Origin of the sequence: Streptomyces sp. NBC_01320, from assembly GCF_035974375.1 — a bacterium.
In the GTDB taxonomy this organism is placed as follows: domain Bacteria; phylum Actinomycetota; class Actinomycetes; order Streptomycetales; family Streptomycetaceae; genus Streptomyces; species Streptomyces yanii.
This window is the reverse complement of sequence record NZ_CP108390.1, coordinates 64,316-77,831: the sequence shown is the minus strand read 5'-3', so window position 1 is coordinate 77,831 and position 13,516 is coordinate 64,316. Positions and strand designations below refer to the sequence as shown.

Here is a 13,516-nt window from a genome sequence, read left to right as displayed (position 1 = left end):
ATCAGCAAGGCACCTCGTAGATGAAAGTTTCTCACACCCCGGCGGCGGTCTCCGCTGCGTTCGATGACCGGAATCTGATCGCGTATGCGGGGCTGGTCCCGGTGATGCGGCTGGCCGAGCGGTGCGGTCTTTCGCGCCTGGTGGCCGAGAAGGTGAAGCTGCCCGGGGCGGGCAACGGCGCGGGTGCGGCGGCGGACGCCAAGGTCACCAGCATCGTGGGCGGTATGGCCGCGGGCGCGGACAGCATCGACGACCTTCACCTGCTGCGGCACGGTGCGATGCCGGCCGTGTTCGACGGTATCCGGGCCCCGTCCACGCTGGGCACGTTCCTGCGCGCGTTCACCCACGGTCATGCTCTCCAACTCCACGCCGTGCACCGCAGGTTCCTCGGCGCGCTGGCCGCACACACGCCACTGCTGCCGGGCGCCGGTGTGACGGCGTTCATCGACGTCGACTCCACTCATAAACGGGTTTACGGGCGGGCCAAGCAGGGCGCGGAGTACGGCCGGTTCAAGGGCATCCGCACTCTGCACCCGTTGCTCGCCACGATCTGCACCCCGCACTCCCGGCCGGTGATCGCCGCGGTCCGGATGCGACGCGGCAAGGCAGCAGACTCCCGAGGCGCCCCGAAATTCGTGAGCGAGGCCCTGGCCACCGCCGCCGAGGCGGGCTGCACCGGCATGCGGATCCTGCGGGCGGACTCACAGTTCTACAACGCCGGTGTGATCGCAGCCTGCCGCCGGGCCGGAGCCCGCTTCTCCATCACCACCGGCATGAACCCGTCCATCAAACGGGCCGTCCTCAGCATCCCCAACCAGGCATGGCAGAAGATCAGTTACCCGAACGCGGTGGAAGATCCAGACACCGGTGATCTCATCTCGGACGCCGAGGTCGCCGAGATACCCGCATACACCGCGTTCGCCAGCCGCAACAAGAGTGAGCGCGTCACGGCCCGGCTGATCGTGCGCCGGGTCCGTGACCTGGCCAAACCCGCCGTCGTGGGAGAACAGGGCGAGCTGTTTCCCGTCTGGCGCTACCACCCCTTCTTCACCGACAACCCCGCCGGGACACTCCAGGCCGAACGAGAACACCGCCACCACGCGGTGGTGGAACAGGTCATCGCGGACAGCAAAGCCGGAGCTCTGGCCCACCTGCCCTCCGGGCACTTCCACGCCAACTCGGCCTGGCTCATCTTGTGGGCGATGGCCTACAACCTGCTGCGGGCCGTCGGAGCACACACCTCGGCCTTCCACGCCAAGGCGACCACCGCCACACTCCGGGCCCACCTGGTCCACGTCCCGGCCCGGATCGCCCGCTCAGCACGGCGCATCACCCTGCACCTGCCCCACAACTGGCCCTGGCAGCAAGCCTGGACGCATATGTTCGCCATCACGCAGGGCCCACCGGGACTGATCTGACACCCCTGTCCACCCCGCCCTCAAGGCCCGACCGGAACCGAACCCGTGGAAAAGCTGGGCAGACCAGCAGATACCACCTGCCCCAAACCGAGCACCGACCCGGCACCAGCTCAGAAAACCGTTAGAAGATCCTTTTCAATCCAAGGCGGTGGATTCAGGCGTACGTCCAGCAGTCCGAAACGTCGGACGCGAAGGAGGTTCGATGTAATTCGGGCGACAAGTTCAGGGCAGCCAGCCGGTGCAAGTCCGGTCCGAGGAGACGCCAGAGTCCTCGGTAGCGGGGCTCCCGGCGTCGGTCGAGAGGCTGGCGTCGAAGTGGAGCGACGATCACCCCTTGGGGGTGCGCAACTGGCCGGTCCGCAACATCAAGTGAAGCCTGCAGCGTCGTCAGCACCGACCCGCGTGAGCGGGGCCAAGGAGGAGCCGAGCCCGTGCCTTAGAGGGCGAAGGCCAGGGAAGACGCCTGGGAATCTGGAGCGGGCGTCGAAGAACCTCCCGGCGTAAGGGGCGTGGAACGGTCGGAAGGTTGTCCTGGGAACTGGAGAGGGCCTACTCGGCCCCGGGTCTGCGGCCCGGGAAGCAGGGCCTGCCTATAACCGGTGGAGCCGGGAAGTGGCGGGCTGCCGAGAGGCAGTCGGAGGGGGTCGTAGTAGTGCCGATCGGCGGGACAACATAACCCGTCAGGAGCGAAGGGCCCCTGCTTCATCGATGCGTGTCGCGTGTGAGGAGGAGGCTCGGGTGAGTGCCGGATTGGCTAGTTCCGCCCGCCGGGAGGAAGGCGTCGCACGACTGGATGGCCGGCCTTTGGACAAGGTCCGTGCCTTGCAGTGGACGCTCTACCGCTGTGCCAAGCAAGATCCTGAACGTCGGTTCCATGCCTTGTACGGCCATGTCTCCCGCAGGGACGTCTTGTGGCGGGCCTGGTCCGGCGTGTGTGCGAACCGGGGCGCTCCCGGCGTGGACGGGTTGACCGTCGATGCCGTGGCCGCCGCCGGGGTGGAGGAGTTCCTCCGCGACTTGTCGCAGCAACTGCGGGCGTATACGTATCGCCCGTCACCGCTGCGGCGGGTCCTGATCCCCAAGCCGGGGCGGCCGGGAGAGTTCCGGCCGCTTTCGATCCCCACTGTGGCTGACCGGGTGGTGATGACCGCCGCGAAACTGGTTCTCGAACCGGTCTTCGAAGCGGACTTCCTGCCGGTCAGCTATGGGTTCCGGCCCAAGCGGTCCGCGATCGACGCGTGCGAGAGCGTGCGCGTGGAGGCGAACCGGGGCCGGGAGTGGGTGCTTGAGGCCGACATCCGTGACTGTTTCGGATCGATTCGGCATGACGCCCTCGTGGCCCAGGTGGCCCGGCGCGTCGTGGACGGCCCGATGCTGAAGCTGATCCGGATGTGGCTCCGGGCGGGGGTTCTGGAGGACGGGGCGACCGGCTCACCAGGAGCAGGGACCCCACAGGGCTCACCGATCTCACCGTTGCTCGCCAATATTGCTCTGCACGTTCTGGACGTGGCATGGCAGCGAGGCGGGCACCGGTACGGGGTGTTGGTGAGGTATTGCGACGACTTCGTGATTCTGTGCCCGACCAGGGAACGTGCCGTGCAGGCGCGGGAACTGGCCGGGGCGGTACTGGTCGGCCTCGGGTTGCAGCTGCATCCGGAGAAGACCGGCATCGTCCATCTCGCCAGGGGTGGGCAGGGTTTCGATTTCCTCGGCTTCCATCACCGGAAGGTGGAATCGTGGCGCCGCCGTGGCAGGTTCTACCTGCAACGATGGCCGTCTCAGCGGGCGATGGGGGTGCTGCGGGACAAGATCCGGGCGGCGACCGACCGTCGTCACGTGGGACGGTCGCTGTCGGCCGTGGTCGCCGACTTGAACCCGGTCCTGCGAGGCTGGGCGGCGTACTTCCGCAACGGCAATTCCGCAGGGAAGTTCTCCACGATCGACAGCTACGTCCACGAGCGTCTCGCGATCTTCGACAATCGCAAGCGCGGCATCCCGGGCAGAAAGTGGGGCAAGCGCCACGACGGCGCGTGGTTCGCCAGGCTCGGAGCCTTTCGCCTGTCTGGAAACGTGCGCAGGGTGGCGGTGCATGCCAGCCGGTGAACGATGTCGGTAAGCCGTGTGCGCGAGAAGCGCATGCACGGTTTGACGGGCGGGGGCTGGAAACGGAGCCTCACAGGCCACCGCGCCAGTCCCCGACCCTACTAAGCGCCCTTACCGTGCCACCGCATGACTTCGCTGACGGCCTGAAGCCGGGGAGGTATGCGCCAACCTTCACGGACCACCTGCCCCGCCACCTCGGGCCGTGGACGAGACGACGGCTGGCACTGCGACAGCCGTGAGGACACCAGCAGCGAGGCCAGTCAAGACACATGGGCAGCCCCTACTGAACACAGCATCGCCCGTAAAAGAATCGGGGTCTAGTCCATCTCGTTTCTCCAGCCCGTGATCCGATGCCGCCCCGATCTACGTGCGGCAGACCATCAGCGACATCCTCCGCGAGGCCGAGAAACGCCTTAACAGCCCCCGCCTCGTCGCTGCGTACACCCTGCGCACCGCGCTCGCGCTGTCGCTCGACGGAAAGCTCGACAGCACGGCCCTCAACAAGTACCTAGACCTCGCCCTGCCCCCGTCAAAGAACCAGAAAACACGACACTCGTCCAGCCCGCGCCCGTTGTACTCACGGCGCACGGCCGCACAAGGGCGCCGCGCTGCTTGCCGCCGAATATCAGTCTTGTGGTTGCCAGGCTCGGATCTCCAGGCCGACGATGGGTGCGTCGGGGGCGAGGCGGCCGGTCATGACAAGCCAGTTGCGGACCGCGGCGGCGACGTCGCCGCTCGCAGCATCGACCATGGCCTTGAACTGGACGGCGTCGAAGCCCTGCTCGCCGGAGCCGGGGCCGCCGGTGTTGTCGGCGTAGGCGCGTTCCTCGGTGCCGTCGCGGCGCTGGACGATGTTGCGCCGCACGCCGGGGGAGTCGGCCATCCTGCCGGCGTCATGGGTGAACGCACCCTTCCTGGCCCGTACGGTGAACGCGATCTTCCCTCGGTTCGCAGCGGCCTCGTCGACGATCGGCCGCAGTCGGGAGGCGCCGGACGCGATGTGCTGCTTGCCTGCTTTGGCTAGCGATGACGACCAGGCCTTGACCGGCTTGCCGTCCTTCCCGATCACCGGCTTGCCGCGCTGGTCCTTCACAACCTTTTCGGCACGCCCTTTGTCCTTGCGTCGCACCCGCGCTCTGTTGCCCTCTCGGTTCAAGCGCGGCTGGATGTAGCCGGCGGCCAGGGCTTTGAGGCTGGCGATATCGCGTGGCCCGCCGGCCTGCACTTCCTGCACCACGGCTCGCAGCGCCTCAACGAAGCTGGCGCCCTTGTTCTTCGCGGCGAACTGGCTGACCAGGGAAGGGTTGCGGCCGATAATCTCGCCGACCTGCTTCTTGTTGAACCCGGCGACCAGCAGCTCGTCGGTGAGCCTCGCAGCCTCGTTGCGCTGGGCGCGGCGGCCGCCAGTCGCTTGCCTCTTGCGCGGCGTCATGCGGCCATCTCCTGGTCCTTGTCACTGGCGCACTCGTGATCGGAGTACGCCGTGGTGTCGTCGTCGAACTGGTCGTTGCCCGAGGCGCGCCGCAGCCCTGGCAGTGCCACTCGGCACTCCAGGTGACCGCACCCTCGCCAACACAGTCGTGATCAGACGAGGCAGTGTCCTCGTCGTCCCACAGGGCATCCCCGGACGCGCCGCATGCCGCGTGCCCCCACGTTCCGCCCCATGCCACTTCTGCGCTCACTGGTCTTCAGCCTTCAACGCTTGGCGGCCCAGATCCTGCAGGACGTAGAACTCCTCATCGGCGGTGGGGGTCATCTGCTCCCAGGCCATTGCGCCCTTCAGTAAGTAGTCGCCGGGTTGGCCCTGGTACGGCCACTCGGGGCAGACGGTGCTGTAAATGGCGTCCGTACGGAAGGCGAGGGTGGACCCGGCGGGCAGGTGCAGCGCACCGGCCTTGACCGGCTTGCCCGTCTCCGGGTCTTTGGTGCCGGTGCTGGTCGACAGCAGCGCGGCCCGGGCCGCCGACCACACGCCGGCCGCCCACTCCGGATGCGCGTACGGGTCCCGAGCGAAGCCCGCGTTGCGCTCCCAGGTGACATGCGTGTCCGAGATGCCGGTCAGCCGCGCGCCGTCCGGAATCTCCGGGACCTCACCGCCGGTGCCGAGCTTCTCCGACCCCGTGGTGATGCGCGGCCGCTGCGCAAACGTACCGATGCCGTACAGCAGGATCGAACGCACGGCGCGCGAGGCCAGCCGCGCGGCCTGGCGCTGCCGCTCATCACCGTGAAGTTCAGCCTGCGCCCGCAGCGCCTGCCCACGCGTCCTTCAGCTTGTTCGACCAGCCCTTGAGCGGGTCACCCTTCTCCCAGACCAGGCCGTCCAGAATCTCAATCCGCCACGGCTGCAGCGGATTACGGAGCGCCAGGTTGACCTCGGCGCCGCCCGCCCAGGTGACGAAAGTTCGGCCGCCCTCGTACGGGTAGTGCCAGGCCCGCTCGCCCGGCGCGGGTGCGGGCAGCAGGCCCACGTGGTTCCAGGCCTTCGGGATGGTCACCCGCACCTGCCAGTGCGAGGGGGCGAACAATGCGTCCGCCTGCTCCTTCTCGCTCATGGCCGCGAATGCGGACGCTGTGACGCGCTGCGGCACCCCGACACCAGAGGACCAGGTGTGCTTGGCGTAGGCGAAGGTGCGGTCGACCTCGTACCAGGCAGGCACCCGCTCCGGTACGCGCGGCGGAGCGATCAGCTCGGTGCGGCCCTGACCTGCGGTGGCGTGCAGCAGACCACGGATCTCCTGACTCATGACAGGGAAACCGTCTGCCCAGCGGGCGCCAGCCTTCGTGGGGATGGTCCGTGACCACAGGTCCCGGCCCGTCTGCGACGGGGAGCCCATCAGCACGACATCGTCCCAGTGCCGGCGCAGCGCCTTCCACAGCAGCACAAAGGCCTCGCGGACGGTTGCCGGGTCGGCACCGGCCGCGTCGAACCACTCGCCTACGGACCGGATTTCGGTGTGCTGGTCCGTGCCGCGCTGCCAGCGGCCCACCGGGTTGCGCGGGTGGACCAGGTGGCCGGCCTGCCGGTCCTTGCCACGCGAGGACTCGACCTGCCAGCCCCCCGGCAGCGGCCCGTTCAGCCAGTCGGCGACCGCGTCCTTCAGGAACTGATGACGCGCGGCGTCCCGGTGCCACGGGTCGCCGGCCGTGACGTAGATGCGCTCCACATCCGCCGGGACTATGGCGTACACCGCGGTGAGGATCTCCGCGACGCTCGCGCGACCCAGGTCCACGGTGACCGTCCCGCCCTGCCAGACCAACGTGCCGGTCGCGGTATCCAAGAACGCCATCTGCCGCGTGGCCTGCTTGAAGTTGGGCCGGGTCGACGCCAAGTTCGGCTCGGCCCGGAACCAGCGATCGCCCACCGCCCCCTCGGGAATCGACGGCAGCGTCCTTTCCTGTACCTCGCCTTGCGCCGGCTGTGCGACGGGCGCCGCGGCAGAGTTGGGGGACGGGACCGCTAGGTCAGCGGGGAGGTTCTCGCCGACCCGCTGCTCCTGGTACTCGTCCTCGGCTAGCGGCTGCGACGGCTCGGCCAGGTCGGCAGCGGTCTCCGGCTGCATCGAAGTGCGGAGGTTGGGCGTCACCGCACCCTCCCGCTCCTTGATCGCCTGAGCAGGAGCGTGCGCCTCCGCGCGACTTTTGGTGATGGAATCATCGGTCGGTGACGGCTCTTCAGGCCCTCTGGCAGTCTCCTGGGGGCCCAGAGACGGCGCAAGGGCAACCACGTCGATCACGGAAACCCCGGCGGACGTCGCCAACCGGTCCGCCTTCGCCTTCTCATACGTACCCAGCACGCGGACCTTCTCGTCCCGCTGAGCGCGCAGCTTGCCGAGCTCGGTTTGAATCTTCGCAAGCTGCCGCTCCAGCGGCTTCATCGCGTCCCGCACCTCGCGAAGTTCAGCCAGCCCGTCCTGGTATCCCTTGGCGCTGATCACTGCGTCCCTCCACCCTCGGCGTCCGAGGTGTACCGCTTGACCTGCTTGAGAATGTGATCGCGGGTGTACTTCGTAGCCTCCGCAATGTCGGTCTGGGCCCCGTAGTAGCGCTGCCGCAGTCCGTCGATGGACCTCCAGAACTCCGCCTCGGCCGCCTCCTTGAGGCGCTCAGCCTCCGCTGATTGGTTGGCGCGCTTCTTCATGGCCGCCGCCACCTCCTCCTTCAGCTGCGTACGTACGTCTTCAGAAGGGCGAGGCGACATGCGGGCTCCCACTTGGTTTCGGTACCAGTCGGCAGCGGTGGTCGCGGCAGGCAGGGATGCGACAAGAAGGCACCCGCCCTTGCCTCGACGACCACCGCACACGATCCACAAGAATGCATTACTTCAAAATGCATGTCAATAATATGCATCGCTCTCGTGCCGACGAACGGCTGTGACGCATCTGGAGGTAGTCGGTGACGGCCAGGCCTAGGTTTGGGTCGGTGGGAGGGTCACCTCCGCTCGCGCGGAGAAGACAAGGACTGACCAATGCGCGCGTACGGGAGGTACGGCTCACCTCCGCTCGCGCGGAGAGGACTGGTAGGGCAGGAGGTCGAAGTCGTCGCCGTCCGGCTCACCTCCGCTCGCGCGGAGAAGACAGCGCGATCCACTCGAACGGAAACCCGATCTGCGGCTCACCTCCGCTCGCGCGGAGAGGACACCTCAGTCCGTTCTCCCCGGCCAGGGTGAACGGCTCACTTCCGCTCGCGCGGAGAGGACGGGGGTCTGAGGGGCCGACTCCCCAATTCCCGCGGCTCCTCTCCGCTCGCGCGGAGAGGACCACAACAAGGGCCGCCACCGAATCCACAACCACGGCTCACCTCTGCTCGCGCGGAGAAGACCTCTACCCGCGTCAGGCCACTCTCCTCAAGTGCGGCTCACCTCCGCTCGCGCGGAGAGGACTGTGCGCCGAGCTGCTGCTGTGTGCTACGAACCGGCTCACCTCCGCTCGCGCGCGGAGAGCGCTAGAAACGCTCCACCTCCTGCGGCCGCTCGATCGGCTCACTCCGCTCTCGCGGAGAGGATTTTGGCCGCAATCCTTCCCTGGTCAGCCAGTTCGACTCACCTCCGCTCGCGCAGAGAGGACGGGTCGACGGTGACGATGCGGGCCTTGAGCCGCGGCTCACCTCCGCTCGCGCGGAGAGGACTTGCTGATCTGCGGTGCAGCGAGCTTGCGCCGGGCAGGGGCGGGGATGCGTGGGCGTTTCGGCGTTGTGGGGGGCTTCATCGGGGATGCCTGGCGGGGGCGATGCTGAGCAGTCCGCAGCCGTAGGCCTTGCCTCGTCCGATGCCCTCGGTGATTTTTGTGCGGAGCAGGTCGGGATCAACGATTGCCGCGGTGCCGTCGAACTGTGTGCGGGCGTGGCGGATGCGCTGCGGTGCTTCGGCGGCGTTGCTGCCCCGACGTTGTCCTTGGGCGGCGTCCAGGGGGTGGGAGTTGAGAGTGAGTGACTTGAGACCTGCGGCGTCGGCTTGGCGGAACCACCATTCGTTGGCGGGGGTGCCGCTGAGGGGGACTACGCTGGGGGGGTTGTACAGGGCACGGGTGGTGGCGCCGGGTTTACGGACGGCGCTGGCCACGCACCGGTAGCGCACGGTCAGTCCGGGGCGGATCGCGTCCAGGAGTGCGTCGAGGGGCCGGGCGACGCTGGTGCCGTAACCCTCAGGAAGTTGGGTGAGGTCGGGCTCGTGCAGGGACTGGATGAGTACGTGCGGTCCGGCGGGGGTGTCCTCTACGCGGAAGAGGACCCCGAACCGGGCGCGGGGGTCGGGACCGGCGTCCGAGGGGAACAGGGACATGAGGCGTCGGTGTATGCCGACCGCGCCGCCCAGGTCGCGGCGGGCCTCGCGGGAGCGTCGGGGACGAGGCGGGTGAGCCAGATGGTCACTGACGACTCCCTTCGGTGGCGGTGAGGTGTGTGCCGAGGTAGCTGCCCAGGGCCGTCAGTTGTTCGACTCCCAGGCCTGCGAACTGACCGACTCCGCGCGGTCGCTGGTCTGCAACCGTCCCGACAACCAGCGCGACACCGGAGCGGCGAGCGCTGGTGGTGTCTCGGGAGGGGTGAGCTCTGTCCGCCACAGTTCGGCGGTCTTCAGGCCGTGGAACGGCGGCTCGGGCACCTGCCTGATGTTGAACAGCAGCACATGGACCCCGTGAAGCCTGGTCAGACACGCCTTCTGGTAGATCTCGGCGAGCTGGTCCATGGGCATGCGGCGGCGTGCGTTGGAGACATGGCTGGCCCGCACGAACCCGGCCTCCGGCCGGGCGCAGTAGCGCTTGATCTCTTCGGCGAGCGCAATGAGGTCGTCGAGCCGGATCCCGCGCAGATCGGGATCACCGCGCATCAGCAGAAGGCGGGTGAAGGCCCAGGTGAGGACGGACCGGCCACTGACAGGCGCATAGCCGAGCTGAAGCATGCGGGCCGAGAGCGAATCGAGCAGATCCAGGTCCAGCCCGAGGCCAGCGGCGACCTTGGGGACGAACAGGCTGTCGAAGTTCCGGCTGAGGACGTAGTCGGCGTCCAGCCGGAGGCCGTGCACCAGCGAGAGGTAGGCGAGATATGGGCCTGCCTCATGGGACGGCCCGATGCGTTTGCCGGGCTCGTGCGGATCGCGTCCGTGCAGGTCCAGGCGGACCAGCAACGGCTCGGCGAACCAGTCCTCCAAGTCCGGCCAGTGCTTGAGGAAACGGTTGTAGAAGTAGCGACGGGACTTGATCGACGCCGGAGCATCGGCGAACGTTGCCCGGACCCAGCCGAAATACTCCTCCCTTGGTGCGTGGCACCGGCGGCGGTCCGGTTCCAGAACGGGCGCCAGGGCGAGCGCGGTCACCGGTTGCTCTCCAGCGCGCGGGTGTAGTCGGCCAGCACGGCCTCGTCGGAGACCCGGGTGTAAACCTTGGTTGACTCTGGCGACGCGTGTCCCAATCGCTTTTGCAGCGACAGCTCCCGCATCCCGCCTTCCCACATCGCCGTGGCGTGAGTGTGCCGCAGCGCGTGCGGCGTGGTCTCCGGCGTGCGCAGGCCGAGCTTGTCCAGCCGCCGCGCGAACAGTCGCACCACCGCGTCGTAGCCCAGCGGCTCCAGGCGGCGGGTGCCCTTCCCTCCGACCAGGAACACGAACGGGCTGGTCGCGTCGAGCGGGCGCTCGTGCATCACGTAGCGGCTGACCGCGTCCAGGGTGCGAGGCTCGTGCAGGTCCACGACCCGTTCGGTGCGGGACTTGCCGCGGACCCCGCGCGGGTGGTCGTCGCGCTTGCGGACCGTCACCCGGCGGCGGCCGTAGGAGATGTCGTCCAGGTGCAGCGACAGCACTTCGCCCGGCCGCAGCCCGCCGTCCAGCATCAGCAGGAACACCGCCAGATCCCGCAGCCGCTTCAGACTGCCGATGAACTGCTCCAGCACCGCCTCGTCCACCGGACGCGGCAGTCGCCGCGGCTGCTTGACCGTCACCGTGCGGCGCATCGGCTGCTGACGGCTCGCGCGGCCCATGAACGGCTGATGCCGGTCCGGCACCCGGGCAAGTGCCGGGTCAAGGCGCTTTTGCATCGGGGAGTCGCCGTCGTACTCCTCGGCGACCACCGCCCAGTCGTAGAAACTGGAGACCGCCGCCAAGATCCGGTTCACCGTCGCCGGCGCGAGCAGACTGCCCGGCGCTTCCGGGCCGCCGACCACCACCGTCAGGCCCAGTCGCTGGGCCGGCCGCCGCGACGGTGCCCGCCGCAGGGACGCCAGCAGCCGCAAGGCATCCGGGCTCCGGAACTCGCGCCAGTCCATGCCCTCAGCAGCGAGGAAGGTGAACAGGCGCCGCAGGTCGTACGCGTACGCACAGATCGTGTGCGGCGAGAAACCCCGGTCGACCAGATGATCCAGGAACCGGCAGGCCGCCGCGACCAACTCACCGTCGCCGTCGACCAACCGCACTCGCCGAACGACACCGCCATCGCGTTCCTTGACCACCCGCACACCGGCCTCCCCGAGCCTGCACTCGGATGACCCAACGAAGCCCGCCCCTCGATCGCCACGGCGCCGGTTCAGGCGTCACTCGAAGGTGTCCAGATAAGGAGATCTACGGCCGGTTCGAGCTGGATATGAACCGCTGCCTGGATCTGGACCTGGTCACCCGCGCCGTACCGGGCCCGCGCACTCTTCAGGGGGAAGGGGCTGCCGTGCCGGGGTGAGGTGTGGGCCAGGTCCAGATGCGGGCCGCAAGGCAACCAGGGATGTTCAGCCGTTGTAGGGCACGGCTACGTCGCGTAGTACCGCTGGCGAGCCCTGACGTCCTCCGGGAAGGCGTCCACCAGGCCGAAGTCGGTGATCGAGTTGTCGAGCTTCTCAATCGCCGTGTGCACTCTGGAGGTTCGCCGTGGTCCCAGTCTCGGGCAGTGCGGCCTCGCGCCGATGGTCGGCGGCTCCTTACTCTTCCCCGTCGGCGGAATGGAGCTGGAAGTCGACGACGACGCAACCAACCTGTCCGTCATCGGTGCGGCCGATCCAGACGGGGTAGGTCCCGTCGCCCCGGCCGGCACGGAAGGCGATGAGGTTCGGCTCGGGCTCCGTGCTGGGCAGTTCGACGGTGAAATGGCTGTCGAGGGGTATGAACAGGTCCTCGTCCAGCTGGTCTTCGATCACTGTCCGAGTCGCGTCCATGAAAGCCGCTGTGCCGGTATCCACGCCAACCCCGTAGAACTGGCCCTCGCTGAGCAGCCCCAGGTCCTCGTCGGGCCGAAGGGCCATTTCCCACTCACGGGGCGAGATGTCCAGGAACCGCACCCTGGCCGCGGCGACACCGGCCCCGCGTGTCGTGCGCAAAAGCGACAGCGTGACCGGGAACTCGCCCGGTGGCACAGCGACGGTCCGCGAGGTCTCCCCGGCCCAGCCGGGGTCCGAGACCGCCAGCTGCCCTGACGTGATCCGCAGCAGGCCGGCGTCGACGAGCTCGACGACGGCCGGCCCATCCGGAGTGTCGCACGCACCCGGACTGAATAGTTGCTCGATTCCGGTGGCGTGCAGCGGTCCCGATCCTTCGTCCACCGACGCGTCGCTCAGGAGTACGGTCGTGGCGGGCTCGTGGCCCTGCTGGGCGAGGAACGGCGCGAACACCTGCCAGTCGCCGAATTCCGGTTCGGGGCAGAGGAAGCTTTCGACGGGCGCCTGGAACTGCCGCACGGGGGCGCTCGACGGGCCGGATGTTCGAGCGTGCAGTGGCTCCGTCGACGCTCCCCTCGACCTGGCGGACTCGGACTTCACCTCGACCTGCCCGTCGGCCGAGACGGTCGTGGTCTCCTGAACATCCCACTTCCCGAACGAGTGCTCCTGCTCGTTGGCAAACTGCCATCGAGTGTTCCAGCGAGCCAACAACATCCCCGTGCCGTGCGGCTTGAGGTCGATCATCTGCATGCGCCAGGACCTGTCGTCGAACAGATACACGCGCCACATCCGGCGCGGCCAGCGTTCGACCAGTGCCAGCGGTCGCTCCCGCGCGGACAGCAGAACGGCGTACTCCATCCCGGCAGCATGTCTGCGTGCGGCGACCGCGCGCGACATCGGTTCCGGATGGGTCATTCCCTGCTGGGAACCCCACATGTTGCCGTACGACACATCAAGACTGTCGAAGATCACAGCCGCGTATCTCCCCCCGTGGCACCAGCCACCCCTGAGCAGTGGCGCTCGACGGGTGACCCCTGCCGCAACGCCCTGCCCTTCCGAAGCTTCGTTGTGCCGCAGTCTGCCACTGAGGTGTGACACATCGGATTGTGGGAGGCCCGCAACCTGGGGTTACCGACGAAAAGGGCCGCCCCAGGTGACGAAACACAGTCGGTTCGGCTGGCCCCAACGGTGATGCGTGCGTTCGCGTCGGCGCCGACGCTCAGGGGCGGAAACGAGGGCACTCCTGCGCGGGAATCCAACCCGGCGGAAGCGACGTTACGACTGGTCAACGAATTCCGTCGGTTGCCCACAGAGACAGAGCGACTGACCGCCTGGCTCGCAGGCTTCCGCGTCCCCACCCTCTCTGTCAG

At 68.1% G+C, this 13,516-nt stretch carries 9 protein-coding genes and 1 pseudogene; 2 read left to right on the top strand and 8 right to left on the bottom strand.

Annotated features, from left to right (window positions below):
* Positions 1 to 20 precede the first annotated feature (20 nt).
* Positions 21 to 1,418, top strand: coding sequence for an IS1380 family transposase (locus OG395_RS00385; protein WP_327241106.1), 1,398 nt, complete (start codon positions 21 to 23; stop codon positions 1,416 to 1,418).
* A 708-nt stretch (positions 1,419 to 2,126) separates the two neighbouring features.
* A complete protein-coding gene (gene ltrA, locus OG395_RS00380) occupies positions 2,127 to 3,521 on the top strand; it encodes a group II intron reverse transcriptase/maturase (protein WP_327241105.1) in 1,395 nt (464 codons plus the stop codon).
* A 625-nt stretch (positions 3,522 to 4,146) separates the two neighbouring features.
* Here the strand turns inward: ltrA and OG395_RS00375 are convergent.
* The 8 genes and pseudogenes from OG395_RS00375 to OG395_RS00340 all read right to left on the bottom strand — a co-directional run bounded on the left by OG395_RS00375 (position 4,147) and on the right by OG395_RS00340 (position 13,118).
* Positions 4,147 to 4,953, bottom strand: a complete 807-nt coding sequence (locus tag OG395_RS00375; RefSeq protein WP_327241104.1) for a hypothetical protein — start codon at positions 4,951 to 4,953, stop codon at positions 4,147 to 4,149.
* A 246-nt stretch (positions 4,954 to 5,199) separates the two neighbouring features.
* Positions 5,200 to 5,700 (bottom strand): hypothetical protein, encoded by a 501-nt coding sequence (locus OG395_RS00370; protein ID WP_327241103.1) that lies wholly within the window; start codon positions 5,698 to 5,700, stop codon positions 5,200 to 5,202.
* Between the two features lie 52 nt (positions 5,701 to 5,752).
* A complete protein-coding gene (locus tag OG395_RS00365) occupies positions 5,753 to 7,456 on the bottom strand; it encodes a Mucin-19 (RefSeq protein WP_327241102.1) in 1,704 nt (567 codons plus the stop codon).
* The gene (locus tag OG395_RS00360; protein ID WP_327241101.1) at positions 7,453 to 7,719 is read right to left on the bottom strand and encodes a hypothetical protein; all 267 of its coding nucleotides are present in this window, start codon (positions 7,717 to 7,719) and stop codon (positions 7,453 to 7,455) included. The genes OG395_RS00365 and OG395_RS00360 overlap by 4 nt, the downstream gene beginning before the upstream one ends.
* 1,002 nt (positions 7,720 to 8,721) lie before the next feature.
* A pseudogene (gene cas6e, locus OG395_RS00355) lies at positions 8,722 to 9,386 on the bottom strand (type I-E CRISPR-associated protein Cas6/Cse3/CasE).
* Between the two features lie 55 nt (positions 9,387 to 9,441).
* A complete protein-coding gene (locus OG395_RS00350) occupies positions 9,442 to 10,329 on the bottom strand; it encodes a hypothetical protein (RefSeq protein WP_327241100.1) in 888 nt (295 codons plus the stop codon).
* On the bottom strand, positions 10,326 to 11,462 hold the full coding sequence (locus tag OG395_RS00345; protein WP_327241099.1) for a tyrosine-type recombinase/integrase: 1,137 nt from the start codon (positions 11,460 to 11,462) through the stop codon (positions 10,326 to 10,328). The genes OG395_RS00350 and OG395_RS00345 overlap by 4 nt, the downstream gene beginning before the upstream one ends.
* A 450-nt stretch (positions 11,463 to 11,912) precedes the next feature.
* Positions 11,913 to 13,118 carry a DUF4241 domain-containing protein gene (locus OG395_RS00340; protein WP_327241098.1) on the bottom strand — a complete coding sequence of 402 codons (1,206 nt, stop codon included), beginning with the start codon at positions 13,116 to 13,118 and terminating at the stop codon, positions 11,913 to 11,915.
* Between the last annotated feature and the right edge of the window lie 398 nt (positions 13,119 to 13,516).

Coding starts and splice junctions, on each gene's coding strand:
- OG395_RS00385 (WP_327241106.1), top strand. CDS start 21: ATGAAAGTTTCTCACACCCCGGCGGCGGTCTCCGCTGCGTTCGATGAC.
- ltrA (WP_327241105.1), top strand. CDS start 2,127: ATGCGTGTCGCGTGTGAGGAGGAGGCTCGGGTGAGTGCCGGATTGGCT.
- OG395_RS00375 (WP_327241104.1), bottom strand. CDS start 4,953: ATGACGCCGCGCAAGAGGCAAGCGACTGGCGGCCGCCGCGCCCAGCGC.
- OG395_RS00360 (WP_327241101.1), bottom strand. CDS start 7,719: ATGTCGCCTCGCCCTTCTGAAGACGTACGTACGCAGCTGAAGGAGGAG.